17 protein-coding genes and 1 pseudogene are annotated in these 20,176 nt (G+C 68.9%); 5 read left to right on the forward strand and 13 right to left on the reverse strand.

Annotated elements, in window-relative coordinates:
- Window positions 1-126 (forward strand): annotated as a pseudogene (locus HA630_RS23680) (methionine aminotransferase); the annotation flags it as partial.
- 46 nt (window positions 127-172) lie between these two features.
- Here HA630_RS23680 and hrpA read toward each other — a convergent pair.
- Complete coding sequence (gene hrpA / locus HA630_RS11985; RefSeq protein WP_166835003.1) at window positions 173-4,339, reverse strand: ATP-dependent RNA helicase HrpA; 4,167 nt, start codon at window positions 4,337-4,339, stop codon at window positions 173-175.
- An 88-nt stretch (window positions 4,340-4,427) separates the two neighbouring features.
- On the opposite strand from hrpA, the gene argA reads away from it, so the two are divergent.
- Window positions 4,428-5,777 (forward strand): amino-acid N-acetyltransferase, encoded by a 1,350-nt coding sequence (gene argA / locus HA630_RS11990; protein WP_166835005.1) that lies wholly within the window; start codon window positions 4,428-4,430, stop codon window positions 5,775-5,777.
- A 170-nt stretch (window positions 5,778-5,947) separates the two neighbouring features.
- Here the strand turns inward: argA and HA630_RS11995 are convergent, their stop codons facing one another.
- The 3 genes from HA630_RS11995 to HA630_RS12005 all read right to left on the reverse strand — a co-directional run bounded on the left by HA630_RS11995 (window position 5,948) and on the right by HA630_RS12005 (window position 8,098).
- Window positions 5,948-6,202: a hypothetical protein gene (locus tag HA630_RS11995; protein ID WP_166835007.1), complete on the reverse strand. Its 255-nt coding sequence runs from the start codon at window positions 6,200-6,202 to the stop codon at window positions 5,948-5,950.
- Window positions 6,203-6,414: 212 nt separating this feature from the next.
- On the reverse strand, window positions 6,415-6,930 hold the full coding sequence (locus tag HA630_RS12000; RefSeq protein WP_166835009.1) for a hypothetical protein: 516 nt from the start codon (window positions 6,928-6,930) through the stop codon (window positions 6,415-6,417).
- Window positions 6,923-8,098 (reverse strand): cupin domain-containing protein, encoded by a 1,176-nt coding sequence (locus tag HA630_RS12005; RefSeq protein ID WP_166835011.1) that lies wholly within the window; start codon window positions 8,096-8,098, stop codon window positions 6,923-6,925. Before HA630_RS12005 ends, HA630_RS12000 begins: the two co-directional genes overlap by 8 nt.
- 14 nt (window positions 8,099-8,112) lie before the next feature.
- On the opposite strand from HA630_RS12005, the gene HA630_RS12010 reads away from it, so the two are divergent.
- A complete protein-coding gene (locus HA630_RS12010; RefSeq protein WP_166835013.1) occupies window positions 8,113-8,616 on the forward strand; it encodes a peptidylprolyl isomerase in 504 nt (167 codons plus the stop codon).
- Between the two features lie 69 nt (window positions 8,617-8,685).
- Here the strand turns inward: HA630_RS12010 and dut are convergent, their stop codons facing one another.
- From dut to xseB, 7 genes are all read right to left on the reverse strand, one after another.
- Window positions 8,686-9,135 (reverse strand): dUTP diphosphatase, encoded by a 450-nt coding sequence (gene dut / locus HA630_RS12015; RefSeq protein WP_166835015.1) that lies wholly within the window; start codon window positions 9,133-9,135, stop codon window positions 8,686-8,688.
- Between the two features lie 10 nt (window positions 9,136-9,145).
- A complete protein-coding gene (locus tag HA630_RS12020) occupies window positions 9,146-10,954 on the reverse strand; it encodes a TRAP transporter large permease subunit (protein WP_166835017.1) in 1,809 nt (602 codons plus the stop codon).
- On the reverse strand, window positions 10,951-11,550 hold the full coding sequence (locus tag HA630_RS12025; RefSeq protein WP_166835019.1) for a TRAP transporter small permease subunit: 600 nt from the start codon (window positions 11,548-11,550) through the stop codon (window positions 10,951-10,953). Before HA630_RS12025 ends, HA630_RS12020 begins: the two co-directional genes overlap by 4 nt.
- A gap of 151 nt (window positions 11,551-11,701) precedes the next feature.
- Window positions 11,702-12,829 (reverse strand): TRAP transporter substrate-binding protein, encoded by a 1,128-nt coding sequence (locus HA630_RS12030; RefSeq protein WP_166835021.1) that lies wholly within the window; start codon window positions 12,827-12,829, stop codon window positions 11,702-11,704.
- A 151-nt stretch (window positions 12,830-12,980) separates the two neighbouring features.
- On the reverse strand, window positions 12,981-14,873 hold the full coding sequence (dxs, locus tag HA630_RS12035) for a 1-deoxy-D-xylulose-5-phosphate synthase (RefSeq protein WP_166835023.1): 1,893 nt from the start codon (window positions 14,871-14,873) through the stop codon (window positions 12,981-12,983).
- A gap of 33 nt (window positions 14,874-14,906) precedes the next feature.
- Window positions 14,907-15,830 (reverse strand): polyprenyl synthetase family protein, encoded by a 924-nt coding sequence (locus HA630_RS12040; protein WP_166835025.1) that lies wholly within the window; start codon window positions 15,828-15,830, stop codon window positions 14,907-14,909.
- Entirely contained in the window at window positions 15,827-16,069 is a 243-nt protein-coding gene (gene xseB / locus HA630_RS12045; RefSeq protein ID WP_166835027.1) for an exodeoxyribonuclease VII small subunit, read from the reverse strand. Before xseB ends, HA630_RS12040 begins: the two co-directional genes overlap by 4 nt.
- 202 nt (window positions 16,070-16,271) lie before the next feature.
- Between xseB and HA630_RS12050 the strand changes: the two genes are divergently transcribed.
- Together HA630_RS12050 and HA630_RS12055 are read left to right on the forward strand one after the other, a co-directional pair.
- On the forward strand, window positions 16,272-17,423 hold the full coding sequence (locus HA630_RS12050; RefSeq protein WP_166835029.1) for an aromatic ring-hydroxylating dioxygenase subunit alpha: 1,152 nt from the start codon (window positions 16,272-16,274) through the stop codon (window positions 17,421-17,423).
- Between the two features lie 4 nt (window positions 17,424-17,427).
- Window positions 17,428-18,300: a sulfurtransferase gene (locus tag HA630_RS12055; RefSeq protein WP_371809246.1), complete on the forward strand. Its 873-nt coding sequence runs from the start codon at window positions 17,428-17,430 to the stop codon at window positions 18,298-18,300.
- A gap of 38 nt (window positions 18,301-18,338) precedes the next feature.
- Here the strand turns inward: HA630_RS12055 and HA630_RS12060 are convergent, their stop codons facing one another.
- Together HA630_RS12060 and HA630_RS12065 are read right to left on the reverse strand one after the other, a co-directional pair.
- On the reverse strand, window positions 18,339-19,175 hold the full coding sequence (locus tag HA630_RS12060; RefSeq protein ID WP_166835031.1) for a ZIP family metal transporter: 837 nt from the start codon (window positions 19,173-19,175) through the stop codon (window positions 18,339-18,341).
- A 59-nt stretch (window positions 19,176-19,234) separates the two neighbouring features.
- A complete protein-coding gene (locus HA630_RS12065; protein ID WP_166835033.1) occupies window positions 19,235-20,140 on the reverse strand; it encodes a dienelactone hydrolase family protein in 906 nt (301 codons plus the stop codon).
- Between the last annotated feature and the right edge of the window lie 36 nt (window positions 20,141-20,176).

The raw sequence follows: 20,176 nt of genomic DNA on the forward strand, positions 1-20,176 counted from the left end.
GGGGTGGCGGCCATCCCGCTGTCGGCGTTTTACGGCAACGGCTTCGACCAGCGCGTGGTGCGCTTTTGCTTTGCCAAGCAGGACGCCACCCTGCAACGCGCGCTGGAGCGGCTGGCCCGGTTGTGACCCCAGTCGCCCCGGTAGTGCGGCGAGGCACAGGCTGGGCCCGCGCTCACTGCGCGATCTGGGCCCAGACCTTGTCCAGCCGTTTGGCGCTGACCGGCTGCGGTGTGCGCAACTCCTGGGCGAACAGGCTGACCCGGAACTCTTCCAGCAGCCAGCGGAACTCGTCCATGCGCTCGTTGCGCACGCCCTTGCGCTCGGCCAACAAGCGCCAGTAGCGCTGCTCCTGGGCCTTGACCTCGGCCATGCGGGTGGTGTCGCGCGCCGGGTCGCTGCGGTGCTTGTCCAGCCGCAGCACGATGGCCTTGAGGTAGCGCGGCAGGTGCTGCAGCGCGCTCCAGGGCGTCTCGGCCAGAAAGCGCTTGCCCACCAGGCGTTGCAGTTGCTGGCTGGCGTCGGCCACCGCGTCGGGGGCCTGCCTGGTGTCTTTGAGCTTGCGCGCGGCGGCGGCGTGCTCCTGCAACACGGTGCCGCACAGGCGCGCCACTTCCTGGGCGATCAGCGTCAGCCGGCCCCGGCCCTCGTCCAGCCGGCGCTTGAAGTCGGCCTCGTGGGCGGGCAGCGGTTCGGCCAAAAAGGCGCGCTCCATCGCCACGCCGATGATCTGCTCGCGCAGCTCCTCCTGCGTGCCCAAGGCCATGTAAGCCACAGCCATTTTCTGCAGGTCGGGGATGTTTTTCTCCAGGTACTTGAGCGCGTCCTTCAGCTGCAGGGCGAACAGCCGGCGCAGGCCGCTGCGGTGCTTGCGCGCGGCCACGTCGGGTTCGTCGAACACCTGGATGGCCACCGCGTCGCCCAGGTCGATCAGCGCCGGAAAGCCGATCAGCGTCTGGCCGCCCTGGCGGATTTCCATGATCTCGGGCCAGTCGCCGAAGGTCCAGGCGGTGTGGCGCAGGGTGCCGTCCGCGGCGGCGGGGCCGCTGCCCGGGGCCGGCTGGGCCGCCGCCGCGCCAGCGGCCGTGGACCGCACCGCAGGGGCCGCGCCAGCGCGGCCCGGCGCGGAGGTATCCCCCCCTGCCGATGCCGCCGCCTCGGGGGCCGCGGCGTGCCGGGGTGCCTCGGTCTGGCCAGCCAGCTTGAGCTGGGCCAGGGCCTGGAAAGCGCCGCGGGCCTTGGCCCCCCACTCGGCCTTGAGCGCCGGCAGGTTGCGGCTCTGGCCCAACTGGCGGCCGTGTTCGTCCACCACGCGCAGGTTCATGAACTGGTGCGGCTGCAGCATGTCGAGCTTGAAGTCGCTGCGCTGGACGTCCAGGCCGGCCATCTGCCGCACCTCTTTCAGCAGCGCGTCGGTCAGGCTGCCTTGGCCCCAGCGCTCGGGGCCGGTCAGCGCGGCAGCGATCTGCTCGGCGCTGTCGGGCAGGGGCACCAGCCGGGCGCGCGGCTTTTGCGGCAGGCTTTTCAGCAGGGCCTGGACCTTGTCTTTCAGCATGCCGGGCACCAGCCACTCGCAGCGCTCCTCGCTCACCTGGTTCAGCACGAACAGCGGCACGGCCACGGTCAGGCCGTCTTTCGGGTCGCCCGGCTCGTGCAGGTAGCTGGCGCTGCAGTCCACCCCGCCCAGCTTCACGGTTTTGGGGAAGGCGTTGCCGGTCACCCCGGCGGCCTCGTGGCGCATCAGCTCCTCGCGCGTCAGCTGCAGCAGCTTGGGCTGCTGGCGCGCCGCGTCGCGGTACCAGCGCTCCAGCTCGCGGCCGCTGCACACCTCGGGTGGCAACTGGCTGTCGTAGAAAGCGTGGATCAGGGCGTCGTCCACCAGCACGTCCTGCCGGCGCGACTTGTGCTCCAGTTCCTGCACCTGGCGGATGAGTTTGCGGTTGGCGGCCAGGAAGGGCAGGCGCGCCAGCGCCTCGGCCGGCCAGGTGTCTTCGTACAGGCCGGCCACCAGCGCTTCGCGGATGAAGATGTCGCGCGCGCCCACCGGGTCCACCCGGCCGTAGTGCACGCGGCGCTGCTGATACACCACCAGGCCGTAGAGCGTGGCGCGTTCGTAGCCCACCACCTCGGCCGCCTTCTTTTCCCAGTGCGGGTCCAGCATCTGCTTTTTCAGCAGGTGCGCGCCCACCTGTTCCAGCCATTGCGGCTCGATGGCGGCGATGCCGCGCCCGAACAGGCGCGCGGTCTCCACCAGTTCGGCACAGACGATCCAGCGGCCCGGGCGCTTGCTCAGGTGCGCGCCCGGGTGGCGGTGGAACTTGATGCCGCGCGCCCCCAGGTACACGTCCTCGGTGTCGTGCTTGCAGCCGAGGTTGCCCAGCAACCCGGACAGCATGGACAGGTGCAGCTGCTCGTAGCTGGCCGGGGCGGTGTTGAGCTGCCAGCCGTGTTCGGCCACCACGGTGTGGAGCTGGCTGTGGATGTCGCGCCACTCGCGCACCCGGCGCACGCTGATGAAGTTCTGCCGCAGCAGCGCCTCGTACTGGCGGTGGCTGAGCTTGTGGGTGGCGCCGGCGGTAGGCACCGCCGGACCGCCGGACGTGGGCGCCTGGCGCCGCAAGGCCTTCAGCTCGGCAAAGCCGATCGGGCCGTGGCTGGGCGCGGGCGCAGCCGCCGCCTGGGGTGCCGCGGGCTTGCCGCCGCGCGCGGTCTCCAGCCAGTGCCACAGCTTCAGGTAGCTGGTGAACTCGCTTTTCTCGTCGTCGAACTTGGCGTGGGCCTGGTCGGCCTGGGCTTGCGCCTCCATCGGGCGTTCGCGCACGTCCTGCACGCTCAACGCGCTGGCGATCACCAGCACCTCGTCCAGGGCATGGCGGTTGCGCGCCTCCAGAATCATGCGGCCCACGCGCGGGTCCAGCGGCAGCTTGGCCAGTTCGGCGCCCAGGGGCGTGAGGGCGTTGAACTCGTCCACCGCGCCCAGCTCCTGCAACAGCTGGTAGCCGTCGGTGATGGCGCGGCGCGAAGGCGCTTCCAGGAACGGAAAATCCTCGACCTGCCCCAGGTGCAACGACTTCATCCGCAGAATCACCGCCGCCAGCGAGGAGCGCAGAATTTCCGGGTCGGTGAAGCGCGGGCGGGCGTTGAAATCGGCCTCGTCGTACAGGCGGATGCAGATGCCGTCGGCCACCCGACCGCAGCGGCCGGCGCGCTGGTTGGCCGCGGCCTGGCTGATCGGCTCCACCAGCAACTGCTCGACCTTGCTGCGCAGGCTGTAGCGCTTGACCCGTGCGGTGCCGGCGTCGATGACGTAACGGATGCCGGGCACGGTCAGCGAGGTTTCGGCCACGTTGGTGGCGATGACGATGCGGCGCTGACCGTGGGGTTTGAAAATCTGGTCCTGCTCGGCGGCGCTCAGGCGCGCGAACAAAGGCAGCACCTCGGCGCTGCGCAGCGCCGGCACGTGGGCCAGGTGCTTGCGCAGGTGGTCGGCGGCCTCTCGGATCTCGCGCTCACCAGGCAAAAACACCAAAATGTCGCCCGCCTGGGCGCCACCGCGCCAGAGTTCGTCCACCGCGTCGGCGATGGCGTCGTTCAGGTCGTGCTCGCGCGACTCCTCGAACGGGCGGTAGCGCTGCTCCACCGGGAAGGTGCGGCCCGACACCAGGATCACCTGCGCCGGTCCGTGGCGCGAAGCGAAGTGCCGCGCAAAGCGGTCGGCGTCGATGGTGGCCGAGGTGACGATCACCTTCAAATCCGGGCGGCGCGGCAGGATCTGCTTGATGTAGCCCAGCAGGAAGTCGATGTTCAGGCTGCGCTCGTGCGCCTCGTCGATGATGAGGGTGTCGTAGGCCTGCAGCAGCGGGTCGGTTTGCGTTTCGGCCAGCAGGATGCCATCGGTCATCAGCTTGACCGAGGCGTTTTTCCCGAGGCGGTCGTTGAAGCGCACCTTGTAGCCCACCACCTCGCCCAGCGGGGTTTGCAACTCCTCGGCGATGCGCGTGGCCACCGAACTGGCGGCGATGCGGCGCGGCTGGGTGTGGCCGATCAGCTGGGGGCGTGCGGGCCGCCCGCCGCTGCGTCCACCGCGCGCACCCCGCGCCTCGCCCTCGGCCTGGGCGGCCGCAGCCCCGGCCGCCGCGCCCGCGGCCAAGGCCTGGCGCTGCGCCTGCCCGCCGCGCCCCATGGCCAGCGCGATCTTAGGCAGTTGGGTGGTCTTGCCCGAGCCGGTTTCGCCGCAGACGATCACCACCTGGTGCGCGCGCAGCGCCGCCTCGATCTCGTGGCGCTTGCCCGAGACGGGCAGGGATTCGGGAAACTCGATCTTCAAAGCGGTGGCGGTCAAGGCGGAACGGGGCGGGGCCCGGAAAAGGCGAAGCTTGCGATTATCCTAGGGGTCTGCGCCACGCGGTGGCCGCCCACTTTGCCCTGACATGTCCACGGTCTTCAACTTCACCTTCGTGCCCTGGTTCCGTTCGGTGGCGCCCTACATCCACAAGTTCCGCAACCAGACCTTTGTGGTGGGCATTCCGGGCGAGGCGATTGCCGCCGGCAAGCTGCCCAACCTGGCGCAAGACCTGGCCCTCATCCAGAGCATGGGCGTGCGCGTGGTGCTGGTGCACGGCTTTCGGCCGCAGGTGAACGAACAGCTGCGCGCCAAGGGGCACGAAGCGCGTTACCACAACGGCATCCGCATCACCGACGAGGTGGCGCTGGACTGCGCCCAGGAAGCCGCCGGCCAGCTGCGCTACGAAATCGAGGCTGCCTTCAGCCAGGGCCTACCCAACACCCCCATGGCCGGCGCCACGGTGCGCGTCATCTCGGGCAACTTCATCACCGCGCGGCCGGTGGGCATCGTGGACGGCATCGACTTCCAGCACTCCGGCCTGGTGCGCAAGGTGGACGTGGGCGGCCTGATGCGCACCCTGGACATGGGCGCGATGGTGCTGCTGTCACCCTTCGGCTTCTCGCCCACCGGCGAGGCCTTCAACCTCAGCATGGAGGAGGTGGCGACCAGTGTGGCCATCGCGCTGCAGGCCGACAAGCTGCTGTTTGTGACGGAAATCCCGGGCATCCGCATGGACCCGCACCGGCCCGACAGCGAAGACAACCCCATCGACACCGAACTGCCGCTGGCCCAGGCCGAAAACATCCTGGCCGAGCTGCCGCCCAGCCATTTGCCGACCGACGTGGGCTTTTACCTGCAGCACTGCGTGAAAGCCTGCAAAGCGGGCGTGGAACGCAGCCACATCATCCCGTTCGCGGTGGACGGCGCGCTGCTGCTGGAGGTGTACGTGCACGACGGCATCGGCACCATGGTGGTGGACGAAAAGCTGGAAGAACTGCGCGAAGCCAGCGCCGACGACGTGGGCGGCATCCTGCAGCTGATCGAACCGTTCGAGAAGGACGGCACCCTGGTCAAACGCAGCCGCACCGAAATCGAGCGCGACGTGGCCAACTACACCATCATCGAGCACGACGGGGTGATCTTCGCCTGCGCGGCGCTGTACGCCTACCCGGAAGCCCGCACCGCCGAAATGGCGGCGCTGACGGTGTCGCCCCAGGCGCAGGGCCAGGGCGATGGCGAAAAGGTGCTCAAACGCATCGAGCAACGGGCCCGCTACATGGGCCTGGAAAGCATCTTCGTGCTCACCACCCGCACCATGCACTGGTTCATCAAGCGCGGCTTCCAGCCGGTGGACGCCGACTGGCTGCCCGAGGCGCGCAAGCGCAAATACAACTGGGACCGGCGCAGCCGCGTCTTGGTCAAAAAGCTGAACTGAGCCTGACACGGCCGGGGCCACCTCGGCCCACAGCCCACGCCCGCTCAAGCCGTCCGGCGGGCCCGCCAAGCCCGCCGCAGCGGTACAGACCAGGGTTCAGACGCAAAAAAACCGCCCGGCAAACGCGAGGCGGTTTTTTGAGTGGCGTGAGGGCTTGCGCCCTCAACACATCACTGCTTTTTCTCTTCGGCAGGAGCGGCCGGAGCAGCGGCGGCGTCGGCCGGAGCGGCGGGGGCAGCAGCAGCGTCAGCGGCCGGAGCGGCAGCGGCGTCGGCGGCCGGAGCAGCGGGGGCAGCAGCGTCAGCGGCCGGAGCGGCAGCGGGAGCGGTGGTTTCCACTGCGGGTGCAGCGGCTTCTTCTTTCTTGCCGCAAGCGGCCAGAACTGCGGCGGCCATGACGGCGGCGATGACGAGAGACTTGTTCATGATGTGAATGCGTATAAGGACCCGGGAGCGATTTGCAATCACCGTATCCGCCCCCCCGATGGACAAACCCGGTGGAACCAATGCACCACAGTGACCTAGACATGCACCAGCTCGGAGCGCATCATAATGCGCAAAAGAACCCGGGTTAACCCTCAAAAAAAATATTTTCAAACGGTTGCAACTTCGTTGCCATCTTGCAACACCTGTGGCGTTCACAAGCCCAGGGTGCTGGCCGGCAGCGCCACCACCGACTGCTGCCACAGCGACTGCAGCCGCTCTTCGGTTTGGGCACGGCGTGCCCGCTCGGTGGTGACGAAGAAGGCGCTGCCCACTGCGTCCAGCCGCAGCAGCAGCCGCTCGCCGCCCAGCCAGAGCGACGGCGTTTCGGCCCAACGGCTGCGGCCGGTGGCACGGGCCTCGAAGCGGTGGTCCCACAGCTGGCGCCAACGCAAGAAACGCGGGGCATGGGCCTGCACATGGCGGAAATCGCTGGCCAGCATGCGCAAACGTCCACCGGCCAGGCTCCAGGCCTGCAGTTGCGCCACCACCGCGGCCTCGTGCAAGGGCCAGTCGGCAAAGTCGGGGTCGCACCACCACATCTGCCCCACCCGCTCGGCCTGGGCCTGGGCGATGCAGGCGCGCAAGGCCTGCTGGAAGTCGGCACGGCCGCTGTGCCGACCGTCGGCGGGCCAGCCCGGCGGGTCCGGGTGCTCCGGCTGGTCAGTCACCACCCACCTCGGGGTCCAAGTGCAGCCAACCGGCGTCGTGCCAGTCGGCCAGCAGGGCCTGGGCCTCGGCGCTGGCGCGCTGCACGCGCTCGGCGTCCAGCCCACGCCGGTCGGCCAGCTCGCGCATCAGGCGCGCATCGCGCCCCCCGGCCCGGAAGGCCTCGCCGTTGATGAAGATGTGGCGCTCGTCGTACAGCATGCGGGTGCGGCGGTCGAGCCGCACCGCGCCGGTGGCCCAGGCCTCGACCGGCTCCTCGAACCAGACCTTGGGTTTGGGTTCGGTCAGCACCTCGCCCAGGGCGCAGCCCAGCGCCTGGTCGTCGGCCAGCAGGCGCTGCAGGCCGTCGCGGGCAAAGTCCAGCAACCCGGCGGGCACGGCGGCGGGCTGGTCGGTCGCGACCTGCTGCGGATCGCGGTAGAGCACCTCGTCCTCGTGTTCGTCGGCCAGGCGCAGCGCCAGCTCGCCGGCCAGGCCGCCGCGCTGCGGCGCGCGGAAACCCACCGAATAGGTCATGCACTCGCCGTCCACCGCCACGCCGTCGTGGGCCCACTTGGGCGGCAGGTAGAGCATGTCGCCCGGCTCCAGCACCCACTCTTCCTCGGGCTCAAAATGCTGCAGGATCTTCAGGGGCACGCCCTCCTGCAGGGTCAGGTCCTTCTGCCGGCCGATGCGCCAGTGGCGCTTGCCGCTGGCCTGCAGCAGGAACACGTCGTAACTGTCGAAGTGCGGGCCCACGCCGCCGCCTTCGCTGGCCCAGGAAATCATCAGGTCGTCGAGCCGGGCGTCGGGCACGAAGCGAAAGCCCTGCATCAGCCGGTGCACCGCGTCCACGTGCAGGTCCACGCCCTGCACCAGCAGCGTCCAGGCCGGCTGCTTGAACGGCGGCAGCGCCTTGCGCGCCAAGGGGCCGTGGCTCAGGCGCCAGTCGCCCCCGGCCTGCCGCACGATGGCGCGCGACTCCACCCCTTCCTGCCCGGCCAGCGCAAACAACTCGGCGCGGTCCAGCAGCGGGGCAAAACCGGGCATGGCCTGGCGGATCAGCAGCGGCTTTTTCTGCCAGTGCCGGCGCATGAACTGGCGCGGCGTCAGGCCACCGAGCAGGGCCAGGGGGGTGTCGGGCAAAGGCGCAGTCGCGGTGGCGGGGTGGCGGGCTTGGGGGGAAGTCATGGGACAATTGTCCGATGAAAATCAACCCGCAATGCGTCGTGTCGTTGACCTGGACGCTGAAAGACACCTTGGGCGAAGCGCTGGACGAACTGGACGAACCGACGGAATTCCTCGTCGGTGGCCACGACCTGCTGGCCAAGATCGACGAGGCCCTGCAGGGCCACGCCGTGGGCGACGTGCTGGAGCTGCACCTGGAGCCCGAGCACGCCTTCGGCGATTTCGACGACCAACTGCTCTACCTGGAACCGCGCAGCTGCTTCCCGGCGGAACTGGAAGAAGGCATGGCCTTCGAGGGCCTGCCCCCTGGCTGCAACCCGGCCGCCCCGGCCGACCGGCTGTACTTTGTGAGCGAGATCTACCCGGAACACGTGGTGATGGACGCCAACCACCCGCTGGCCGGCATCGCGCTGCGCATCGCGCTCAAGGTGCATGCGGTGCGCGAAGCCACGCTGGAAGAGGTGGGCCAGGGCACCCTGGGCACCGGTTTTTTCAAGCTGGACACCCCACCCGGCGCCTGATGCGCCACCGGGCCAGATACCCTGCCCCAACCGGCGGGCAGCCCTGGCCAGTCGGGCGGGACCCAGCGGTCAGCCCCGGCCGGTGGAGCCGTAGCCGCCCACCCCACGCTCGGTGGCGGCGCCAAAGTCGTCCACCCAGTTGAAGCGGGCCTGCAGCACCGGCACGATCACCAGCTGCGCGATCCGCTCCATCGGCTCGATGGTGAAGGCCACGTCGCTGCGGTTCCAGGCGCTCACCATGAGCTGGCCTTGGTAGTCGCTGTCGATCAGGCCCACCAGGTTGCCCAGCACGATGCCGTGCTTGTGCCCCAAGCCCGAACGCGGCAGGATCAGGGCCGCGTAGCCCGGGTCGGCCAGGTGGATGGCCATGCCGGTGGGCACCAACTGCCAGGCGTTGGGCGCCAGGGTCAGCGGCGCGTCCAGGCAGGCACGCAGGTCCAGCCCGGCGCTGCCAGCGGTGGCGTAGGCCGGGGGCTGCTCGCGCAACCGCCCGTCCAGGATTTTCACGTCGATCTGCATGGGCGCGGGCTCAGGGTTTGCGCATCGACTCCTGCAGGGCCTGCAGCGGGTCGATGGTCTGGGTCAGGGGTGCGGCGGCGCCGTCGGCCGGGGCAGGCGCAGCGTCCTCGGCCGGGTCTGGCGCCTCCTCCTCGTTGCCCCAGGGGGAGTTGCCAAAACCGCCGCTGTCGAACCCTGGCATGTTCAGCAACTGGTCGCGCACCGCCGACTCGTCCACGGCCTGCGCCTGCTTGAGCTGCCCGGTCACCAGCGACGGCTGCCACAGCAGCACCGCCACCATCAGCAGTTGCAGCGCGATGAAGGCGATCGAGCCTTTGTAGATCTGCTCGGTGGTCACCGCCTTGATGCGCTTGCCGGTCACCTCGTCGGTGTAGTCGTTGCGCGCGGCCACGCTGCGCAGGTAGAACAGCGCAAAGCCGAACGGCGGCGTCAGGAAGGACGTCTGCAGGTTCATCGCGATGATGATGCCGAACCAGATCAGGTTGATGTCCAGCTTCTCGGCCACCGGCGCCAGCAGCGGGATGACGATGAAGGCGATCTCGAAGAAATCGATGAAGAAGCCCAGGCCAAACACCAGCAGGTTGACGAAGATGAGGAAGCCCAGTTGGCCGCCCGGCAGCTTGTCGAACAGGTGCTCCACCCAGATGTGGCCGTCGGCGGCGTTGAAGGTGAAGCTGAACACCGTCGAGCCGATCAGGATGAACATCACGAAGATCGACAGCTTGGTGCTGTTTTCCAGGGCCTGCATCAGCAGCGACAGCGAGAGCCGGCGCCGCGCCAGGGCCATGATCAAGGCGCCGATCGCACCCATGGCGCCGCCTTCGGTCGGCGTGGCCACGCCCAGGAAAATGGTGCCCAGCACCAGGAAGATCAGCACCAGCGGCGGAATCAGCACAAAGGTGACCTGCTGCGCCAGGCGCGACACCAGGTTGAGCCGCAGCAGTTTGTTCAGCAGGGCCAGCACCAGCGCCACCATGGCGGCCACCAGCGCCGAGATGATGAAGGTTTCGTCCGACGGGGCGTCGCCGCTGCGCTCGAACCAGCGCTGCATCAGCCCGCTGTGCACCTGCGACCACGCATAGGCCACGCCACCGGCGATGGCCAGCAGCACGAACAGCGAGCGGTGGCCGCTGTTGCCGTTGGCTTCGTTGTAGATGCGCGCCTCGGGCGGCAGGGCCGGCACCCAGTCGGGCTTGAACAGCGCCACCCCCACCATGAACACCAGGTACAGCCCCACCAGCATCAGGCCGGGGATCAGGGCGCCGGCGTACATGTCACCGACCGAGCGGCCGAGCTGGTCGGCCAGCACGATGAGCACCAGCGACGGCGGCAGCGCCTGCGCCAACGTGCCCGACGCGGTGATGGTGCCGGTGGCGATGGCGCGGTTGTAGCCGTTGCGCAGCATGATGGGCAGCGAGATCAGGCCCATGGAAATGACGGCCGCGGCCACCACGCCGGTGGTGGCGGCCAGCAGCGCGCCCACCAGCACCACGGCAATGCCCAGGCCACCGCGCAGCGGCCCGAACACCTGGCCGATGGTCTCCAGCAGGTCCTCGGCCATGCGGCTGCGCTCCAGGATGATGCCCATGAGCGTGAAGAAGGGGATGGCCAGCAGCGTGTCGTTCTGCATGATGCCAAAGACACGCAGCGGCAGCGCGTTGAACAGGGTCTGGGGGAACAGGCCCAACTCCATGCCCACCAGGCCAAAGAACAGCCCGGTGGCCGCCAGCGAAAACGCCACCGGGAAACCCGCCAGCAGGAAGAACATCAGCCCCATGAACATCATGGGGACGAATTGGTTGGACATCAGCTCGGTCATTTGTGGGCTCCGGCGGCGGCTTTTTCGGCGGCGGCAATTTCCTGGGCCAGCAGTTCGGTTTCGCTGGGGCCGGTGTGGCTCAAGGGGTCCGGACCGGCGCAGAACAGGAAGTTCAGCCGTTTGATCAGTTCGGACAGACCCTGCAGCGCCAGCAAGGCAAAGCCCAGCGGAATCAGGCCGTACACCGGCCAGCGCACCAGGCCGCCGGCGCTGGAAGAAATCTCACCGCTGGCCCAAGCCCGGGCAAACACCGGCCAGCCCATGCTGGCCAACATGTAGCACAGCGGGAACAGGAACACCAGGATGCCGACCACGTCGATCCAGTTGCGCGCACGGGGCGACAGGCGGCCCGACAGCACGTCGATGCGCACGTGGGCGTTGCGCAGAAAGGCATAGCCCCCGCCCAGCATGAACACGGCGGCGAACAGGTACCACTGGATTTCCAGAAAGGCGTTGGAACTCAGGTTGAACGCCTTGCGCGAGATGGCGTTGCCCGCGCTGATCAGCGTCGCCGCCAAAATCAGCCACATGGCCAGTTTGCCGATGGTGCCGTTGAGCAGGTCTATGCCGCGGGCAATGAGCATCAAAGATTTCATGGTCGGGTCCTCCGCTCACACGGGGCGTGGTTCTGGGCTTCTGGCTCAGAACCGTGGGGCCTGGCGGGGGTTCCCGCCAGACACCGGTTCGGGTCAAGCAAAAAAAGCCCCGCGCTGGCGCGGGGCTCGGTTCAGGCCGTCAACCCGCCGCTCACAGGCGGGAGTTCTGCATGTAGTTGTCGAACAGGCCTTCGGTGAAGCGGAACCACAGGTTCTGATCGCGGCGGAATTCCGCGTAGTCGCTGTAGATCTTTTTCCAGTTGGCGTTGGTGTCGCTCAGCTCGGTGTACAGCTCGTTGGCGGCCTTGAACGCGGCGTCCATGGTGCTCTTGGGGAAGGGCAGCACCTTGGTGCCCGACGCCACCAGGCGCTTGAGCGCCGGCGGGTTCAGGGCGTCGTACTTGGCCTGCATGTCGGTGTGGGCGTAGGCCGCGGCGGCTTCCACGATGGCTTTGTTCTCGGCCGACAGCTTGTTGTACGCCTCTTTGTTGATGTAGAGGTCGATCTGGGCGCCGCCCTCCCACCAGCCGGGGTAGTAGTAGAACGGGGCGACTTTGTTGAAGCCCAGTTTTTCGTCGTCGTAGGGGCCGACCCATTCGCAGGCGTCGATGGTGCCGCGCTCCAGCGCCTGGTAAATTTCACCACCCGGGATGGCCTGGGGCACCGCGCCCAGGCGCGACAGCACCTTGCCAGCGAAGCCGCCCAGGCGCATCTTCAGGCCGTTGATGTCGCCCACGCCCTTGATTTCCTTGCGGAACCAGCCGCCCATCTGGGCACCGGAGTTGCCGCAAGGGAAGTTGATGATGTTGTACTGGTCGTAAAACTCGCGGAACAGCTTGAGGCCGTTGCCGTGGTACATCCACGAGGTCAGCTGGCGGCTGTTGAGGCCGAAGGGGATGGCGGTGCCCATGGCAAAGGTGTCGTCCTTGCCGATGTGGTAGTAGGCACAGGTGTGGGCCGCTTCCACGGTGCCTTGTTGCACCGCATCGACCACACCGAACGGGGGCACCAGTTCGCCACCGGGGTGCACCGAGATCTGGAACTTGCCGCCGGACATGTCGTTCACGGCCTTGGCGAACACCTCGGCGCCACCGTAAATGGTGTCCAGCGCCTTGGGGAAGCTGGAGGCGATGCGCCAGCGCACCGTGTCACCGGTGGCCACAGCCGGGGCAGCAGGAGCGGCTGCGGGAGCGGCGGCTTCCTCTTTCTTGCCGCAGGCGGCGAGCAGGCCGGCCAGGCCGATGGCGCCGGACCCGGCGATCAATGAGCGACGATCCATGTCTGTTGACTCCAAATGGGTTGTTGTTTCATCCGGGCACAGGCCCGACTTGCCAAGAATGGCAGGTGAAATGATTGTAAGGAAAGTCGAAGGCCCGTTTTGCCGGGTTAACCCGATCGGACCACCGACGCGCACAAAAAGATTTCAAACATCAGTCGCTGGCGCCAACTATTTTCAAATGGGCCTCTGCCTGCAAGGCCGCCCCGAAGCGTTCGCGCACGCTGCGCTCGATGCCGGCGGCGTCCAGCCCCAGTAGGGCCAGCAGCTTGGCCGGGTCGCCATGCTCGATGAAGCGGTCCGGCAGGCCCAGGGTCAGCACGGGCACCGTCAGGCCGGCGGCCTGCAAGGCCTCCAGCACGGCACAGCCGGCGCCGCCGGGCAAGGCGCCCTCTTCCACCGTCACCAGGGCTTCGTGGTCGCGGGCCAGTTCGCGCAACAGATCGGTGTCCAGCGGCTTGGCCCAGCGCATGTTGGCCACGGTGGCGTTCAGGGCCGCTCCGGCCTCCAGCGCCGGGTACAGCAGGGTGCCAAAAGCCAGGATGGCCACGCCGCGGCCACGGCGGCGCACCTCGCCTTGGCCAAACGGCAGGCCGGCCAGGGTGGTGGGCAAGGCCGTGCCGGCGCCGGTGCCGCGTGGGTAACGCACCGCCACCGGGTGGTTTTGCTCGTGGGCGGTGGACAGCAGGCCGTAGCACTCGGCCTCGTCCGCCGGGCAGGCGATGGAGACATTGGGCACGCAGCGCAGGAAGGGAATGTCGTAGGCCCCGGCGTGGGTCGGGCCGTCGGCGCCCACCAAGCCAGCACGGTCCAGCGCGAACACCACCGGCAGGTTCTGCAGGGCCACGTCGTGCACCAGCTGGTCGTAGGCGCGCTGCAAGAAGGTGGAATAAATGGCCACCACGGGCTTGAGGCCTTCGCAGGCCAGGCCGGCGGCGAAGGTCACCGCGTGCTGCTCGGCAATACCCACGTCGTGGTAGCGCTCGGGGAAACGGCGGTGGAACTCCACCATGCCCGAGCCTTCCCGCATGGCCGGGGTGATGCCGACCAGCCGCGCATCGTGCGCGGCCATGTCGCACAGCCACTGGCCGAACACCTGGCTGAAGGTGGGCCTGGGCGCCTGGGCGGGCTGCTGCAGGCCCACACTGGGGTCGAACTTGCCGGGGCCGTGGTAAGCGATCGGGTCGGCCTCGGCCAGTTTGTAGCCCTGGCCTTTTTTGGTCACCACGTGCAGGAACTGCGGGCCGTCCAGTTCGCGGATGTTTTCCAGCGTCGGGACCAGGCTGTCGAGGTCGTGGCCGTCGATGGGACCGATGTAGTTGAAGCCGAACTTCTCGAACAGCGTGGCCGGCACCACCATGCCCTTGGCCTGTTCTTCCAACCGCTTGGCCAACTCGAACAGCGGCGGCGCCACGCTCAGCACCTGCTTGCCCACGTGCTTGGCGGCGGAGTAAAAGCGCCCGCTCATCAGCTGCGCCAGGTAGCGGTTGAGCGCGCCCACCGGCGGGCTGATGGACATGTCGTTGTCGTTGAGGATGACCAGCAGCCGGCTGTCGCTGACGCCGGCGTTGTTCAGCGCCTCAAAAGCCATGCCGGCGGTCATGGCGCCGTCGCCGATGACGGCGATGGCGTGCCGGTGTTCGCCCTTCTGTTTGGCGGCCAGGGCCATGCCCAGCGCGGCCGAAATGCTGGTGGACGAGTGCGCGGTGCCGAAGGCGTCGTACTCGCTTTCGCTGCGCAGCGGAAAGCCGCTGATGCCGCCCAGCTGGCGCAGGGTGGGCATGCGGTCGCGCCGGCCGGTCAGGATTTTGTGCGGGTAGGTCTGGTGGCCCACGTCCCAGACGATGCGGTCGTGCGGCGTGTCGAACACGTAGTGCAGCGCCACGGTCAGCTCCACCGTGCCCAGGTTGGAGCTGAGGTGCCCGCCGGTCTTGGCCACGCTGTGCAGCAGGAACTCGCGCAGCTCGTCGGCCAGGGGGCGCAGCGCGCTGCGCGGCAGGCGGCGCAGGTCGGCGGGGGCTTGGATGGTGTCGAGCAGTCCGGTCATGGATGGGGTGTCTAGTTCGGGTTCGGGCCGGGGTCAGTGGGTGCGTTGCACCACGCCGTGGGCCAGTTGCGCCAGGGCGCGGGGGTCGGGCAGGCCGGCGCGGTCCAGCGCCTCCAGGGCCTGCGCCAGCAGGCCGTCGGCGTAGGCCCGCGCCCCGTCCAGGCCCAGCAGGGCCACGAAGGTGGGCTTGTCGGCGGCGGCGTCCTTGCCGGCGGTCTTGCCCAGGGTGGCGGAGTCGGCGGTCACGTCGAGCACATCGTCCACCACCTGGAAGGCCAGGCCCAGGGCGCGGCCGTAGGCGTCCAGCGCCTCGCACTGGCGGGCGGCGGCACCGGCGGCCAGTGCCCCCAGCCGCACGCTGGCCAGCAGCAAGGCGCCGGTCTTGCGGCGGTGCATGTCTTCCAGCTGGGGCTGGGTCAGTACCTGCCCCACCCCGGCCAGGTCGATGGCCTGCCCGCCCGCCATGCCTTCGTGGCCGGCGGCGCGCGCCAGGGTGCGGCACAGGCGCGCGGCCAGTACCTCGTCCAGCGCCGCCGCTTCGGGCAGCAACAGCTCAAAGGCCAGGGCCTGCAGGGCGTCGCCGGCCAGCAGGGCCTGGGCTTCGCCAAAACGCACGTGCACCGTGGGCTTGCCCCGGCGCAGCACGTCGTTGTCCATGCAGGGCAGGTCGTCGTGCACCAGCGAATAGGCGTGGATCAGTTCCACCGCGCAGGCCGCGCGCAAGGCCGGCTCGGGCAGCGCGGCCTCCGGGTCGCCGGCCACGGCCTGGGCGGTGGCCAGGGTCAGCAGGGGGCGCAGGCGCTTGCCGCCGTCCAGCACGGCGTAGCGCATGGCCTCGCCCAGGCCGGCCGGGGCGTCGGCGGGCACCAATGCCTCCAGGGCGCGCTCCACCGCGGCCAGTTGCCGGGCGGTCCAGGCGGCAAAGTCCAGCGGGGGCAGCGTCTGGGGGGCCGTCATGCGCCAGCCGTCCAGTTTTTCAGCTCGCCCCCGTCCATCACCTGGATCTGCTGCTCCACCGCGTCCAGCTTCTCGCGGCAGTAGGCCAGCAGTTGGGCGCCGCGTTGGTACTGCGTCAGCAGCTCGTCCAGTGGCAGCTGGCCGGCGTCCAGGCGCGCCACCAGGGCGTCGAGTTCCTGCACGGCCGCTTCGTAGCTGGCGGGCTGGGCCGGGGCGGTGGGGGCGGTGGTTTTGGGCATGAAGGCGGTGGTGTCGTCGGCCGGCCACCAAGGCGGCGGGCAAAGCCTTGGATTTTAGGCGCATCCACCCCCCCGGGGTACAATCCCGCTCCCTTTCCAACTCAATGGGAGTTGTTTCACCCTTCCCGCGCTGATTCGTTCACTCGTCTCATAAAGCGCTTCCCTGCCCCTTCATAGGGGGAGTCTTTAGGTCAGGACCCTCATGTCTGATTTGAGTCTTCAATTGCAGCAGGCCGCAAGCCAATTGCCCGTTTCCAGTTATTTTGATGAGGCGCTGTTCCGGCGCGAACTGGAGACCATCTTTCAGCGCGGGCCCCGATATGTGGGGCACACCAACGCCGTTCCCAACGTCGGCGACTACTATGCCTTGCCCCAAGAAGGCGAAGGCCGCGCCCTGGTGCGCACCGCCCAAGGGGTGGAACTGGTCAGCAACGTCTGCCGCCACCGCCAGGCCGTCATGCTCAAAGGGCGTGGCAACCTGGGCGAAGCCAAAGCCGGCCACGCCGCCGGCAACATCGTGTGCCCGCTGCACCGCTGGACCTACAGCGGCGGCTCGGCCATGGGCCAGTTGGGCGAACTCATCGGCGCGCCCCACTTCGCGCAAGACCCCTGCCTGAACCTGCAGCGCTACCCGCTGCGCGAATGGAACGGCCTGCTGTTTGAAGACAACGGCCGCGACATCGCCGCCGATCTGGCGAACATGGGCCCCGCGTCCACGCTGAGTTTTGACGGCATGGTGCTGGGCCACGTGGAGCTGCACACCTGCAATTACAACTGGAAGACCTTCATCGAGGTGTATCTGGAGGACTACCACGTGGTGCCCTTCCACCCCGGGCTGGGCAACTTCGTCACCTGCGACGACCTGCAGTGGGAGTTCAAGCCCGAATACTCGGTGCAGACGGTGGGCGTGCAAAACCTGCTGGGCAAAAGCGGCAGCCCCACCTACCAGAAGTGGCACGAGGTGCTGATGGCCTACCGCAACGGCGAGCTGCCCGAACAAGGCGCCGTGTGGCTGACCTACTACCCCCACATCATGGTGGAGTGGTACCCGCACGTGCTCACCGTGTCCACCCTGCACCCCCTGAGCGTGGACAAAACCATGAACATGGTCGAGTTCTACTACCCCGAAGAAATCGCCGCCTTCGAGCCCGAATTCATGGCAGCGCAACGCGCCGCCTACATGGAAACCTGCATCGAGGACGACGAGATCGCCGAGCGCATGGACGCGGGCCGCAAAGCCTTGTTTGAGCGCGGCACCAGCGAAGTCGGTCCTTACCAGAGCCCGATGGAAGACGGCATGCAGCACTTCCACGAGTGGTACCGCGCCAAGCTGGGCGAACACCTGCCAGGTTGAGCCCGTGGCCGCGCCCTACACCACCCTCATCACCCCGGCGCAGCTCATGGCCCTGCAGGCCAGCGGCCAGCCGCTGCGGGTGTTCGACTGCAGCTTCGACCTGGCCGACCCGGCCGCCGGCGCCGCCTTGTACGCCCAGGCCCACCTGCCCGGCGCCCTGTACCAGCACCTGGACCGGGACCTGAGCGACCACAGCGGCGCACCCGACGCCGCCTCGGGCGGGCGCCACCCCCTGCCCAGCCGCGACACCTTCGCCGCGCGGCTGCGCCGCCAAGGGCTGATGCCCGACATGCAGGTGGTGGTGTACGACCGCCAGGGCGCGACCTTTTGCGCCCGGCTCTGGTGGATGCTGAAGTGGTGCGGCCACGAGGCCGTGGCCGTGCTGGACGGTGGCCTGCCCGCCTGGCAGGCCGCCGGCGGCGCGGTGGAAACCGGCACCCCCACCCACCTGCCGGCCGAGGGCACCTTCGCACTGCGCCCCAGCGCCGCCCCCATGCGTGGCGCCGCCGAGGTGCTGCAGCAACTGGGCCACCCCACCCAGACCGTGCTGGACGCGCGGGCCGCCCCACGCTTTCGCGGCGAGGTGGAACCGCTGGACCCGGTGGCGGGCCACCTGCCCGGTGCCTTGAACCGCCCGTTCACCGACAACTTCTTGCCCGACGGCCGCTTCAAGCCCGCCGCACAACTGCGCGCGGAATTTGAGCAACTGCTGGCCGGCCGCGCGCCCGACAGCGTGGTGCACCACTGCGGCAGTGGCGTCACCGCCACCCCCAACGTGCTGGCCATGGAACTGGCCGGCCTGGGCCGCACCACCCTGTTCCCCGGCAGCTGGAGCGAATGGTGCCGGACGCCCGGCGCACCCTGCGCCCGCGGCTGAACCCCTGAGGGCCCCGGGCGGCAGCCCGGGCACCGGCCTCAGTGCGAATGCGCCAGGCCGCTGACACCTGTCACCAGGGCAATGCCCACCAGCAGCCACAACACCTGGGCCGCGGTCTCGCGCAGGCCCAGCTTTTTCTGCAGCTGGGGAATCAAATCGGCCAGTGCCACGTAGACAAAACTGCTGGACGCGACCACCAGAAAGTACGGCAGGTAGTCGGACAGTTGCGTCACCAGGGCATAGCCCACCAGGCCGCCCACGGCCGTGACCGTGCCGGCCAGCGACACCTTGACGATGGCCGCCCGCCGCGTGCCCGAGGTGTGGCGCAGCACCACCAGGTCGCCCATGTGGTGCGGCACTTCGTGCGCCAGCACCGCCAGCGCGGCCACCACGCCCAGCCGCATGTCGGCCAGGAAAGCCGAGGCGATCAAAATGCCGTCGCCAAAAGCGTGCACGCTGTCGCCGGCCAGCACCGCCCAGGCACCGCTGCGCGGACTGTGGCTGTGATCGTGGTGTTCGTGGCGGTGCCCCGCGTGGGCATGGGCGCTGGCGTGCGCGTGGTGGCGGTGGCCGTTGGGGTGTTCTGGCGCCCCGTGGTGGTGCTCGTGGCCGTGGTGCCACAGTTCGGCTTTATCCAGCAGAAAGAAGAACACCAGCCCCGCCAGCAGCAGGGTAAACAGTTCGTGGGCGCCGGCCTCGCTCTCGAACGCCTCAGGCAGCAGGTGCATGAAGGCGGTGGCCAGCAGCGCACCCGCCGCCAGGCTCAGCATGTGCTGGGTGTAGCGGGCCAGCAGGCCCAGGCTCAGGGCCGCAGCCAGCCACACGCTGCCCACACCGGCGGCCACGGTGCCCAGCAAAATTGCAAACAAGGTCATGTCAGGGGAGTGAAACGGATCAGGGTTTCCACTGTACCCGATCCGTCAAGCCCCCCGGTTCAGGCCACGCCGTGCTGGGCCAGCCAGGCCAGGCAGCGGCGCCAGCCGTCTTCGGCGGGGCCCTGGCGGTAGCTGCTGCGGTAGTCGGCGTGGAAGGCGTGCGGCGCGTCGGGGTACACCACGATGCGCGAGGCCCGGGCCGCCGCGCTGCCCTGCGCCAGTGCGGCCTCCATCTGCGCCACCGTGTCCAGCGGAATGCCGGTATCGGCCCCGCCGTACAGGCCCAGCACCGGGGCGTGCAGGCGGGCGGCCACGTCCAGCGGGTTCACCGGCGTGAGCGGCCCGGTCTGGCCCACCAACCGGCCGTACCAGGCCACCCCGGCTTTGACGCGCGGCTGGTGCGCGCTGTACAGCCAGGTCTGGCGACCGCCCCAGCAGAAGCCGGTCACGGCCACCCTGTTCGCGTCGCCGCCGTGGGCCGCGGCCCAGTCGATGCAGGCGTCCAGGTCGGCCGCCACCTGGGCGTCGGGCACCTGCGAAATCACCTCGGCGATCAGCTTGGCCATTTCGCCGTAGCCCTGCGCGTCCCCCTGGCGCACAAACAGTTCGGGCGCCAGCGCCAGGTAGCCGGCGCGGGCAAAGCGGCGCGCGGTGTCGGCAATGTAGTCGTGCACCCCGAAAATTTCTGACAGCACCAGCACCACCGGCAGGCCGGTGCGGCCGGCGGGCGCGGCCCGGTACACCGGCACGCCCACCCCGTTCACGGCCACCGTCACCTCGCCCACGGTCAGGCCGTCGGCCGGCGTGTTCACCACGGTTTGCGCGGCAATCGGCAAAGCGGCGGCCGCGTAGCCCGCGCCCAGCACCGCCTTCAGCGCGGTGCGGCGGGTGGCGCCCGGGTGGGGGCCGCCACGGGGCAGCAGCGACAGGACATCGGACTCCAGGTGGGGGGTGGGGGGTGTCATGGGCGGGGTCTCCTCTGTGTGGGGCCAGCCCCGTGC

This window comes from Aquabacterium sp. A08 (genome assembly GCF_011742065.1).

Bases quoted from the DNA above. Each gene is read 5' to 3' on its own strand.
- dut (WP_166835015.1), bottom strand. From the start codon at position 9,135: ATGCAGATCGACGTGAAAATCCTGGACGGGCGGTTGCGCGAGCAGCCC.
- HA630_RS12030 (WP_166835021.1), bottom strand. From the start codon at position 12,829: ATGGATCGTCGCTCATTGATCGCCGGGTCCGGCGCCATCGGCCTGGCC.
- HA630_RS11995 (WP_166835007.1), bottom strand. From the start codon at position 6,202: ATGAACAAGTCTCTCGTCATCGCCGCCGTCATGGCCGCCGCAGTTCTG.
- HA630_RS12040 (WP_166835025.1), bottom strand. From the start codon at position 15,830: ATGACGGCCCCCCAGACGCTGCCCCCGCTGGACTTTGCCGCCTGGACC.
- HA630_RS12020 (WP_166835017.1), bottom strand. From the start codon at position 10,954: ATGACCGAGCTGATGTCCAACCAATTCGTCCCCATGATGTTCATGGGG.
- HA630_RS12005 (WP_166835011.1), bottom strand. From the start codon at position 8,098: ATGACTTCCCCCCAAGCCCGCCACCCCGCCACCGCGACTGCGCCTTTG.
- HA630_RS12050 (WP_166835029.1), top strand. From the start codon at position 16,272: ATGTCTGATTTGAGTCTTCAATTGCAGCAGGCCGCAAGCCAATTGCCC.
- HA630_RS12060 (WP_166835031.1), bottom strand. From the start codon at position 19,175: ATGACCTTGTTTGCAATTTTGCTGGGCACCGTGGCCGCCGGTGTGGGC.
- HA630_RS12025 (WP_166835019.1), bottom strand. From the start codon at position 11,550: ATGAAATCTTTGATGCTCATTGCCCGCGGCATAGACCTGCTCAACGGC.
- argA (WP_166835005.1), top strand. From the start codon at position 4,428: ATGTCCACGGTCTTCAACTTCACCTTCGTGCCCTGGTTCCGTTCGGTG.
- HA630_RS12065 (WP_166835033.1), bottom strand. From the start codon at position 20,140: ATGACACCCCCCACCCCCCACCTGGAGTCCGATGTCCTGTCGCTGCTG.
- HA630_RS12010 (WP_166835013.1), top strand. From the start codon at position 8,113: ATGAAAATCAACCCGCAATGCGTCGTGTCGTTGACCTGGACGCTGAAA.
- dxs (WP_166835023.1), bottom strand. From the start codon at position 14,873: ATGACCGGACTGCTCGACACCATCCAAGCCCCCGCCGACCTGCGCCGC.
- xseB (WP_166835027.1), bottom strand. From the start codon at position 16,069: ATGCCCAAAACCACCGCCCCCACCGCCCCGGCCCAGCCCGCCAGCTAC.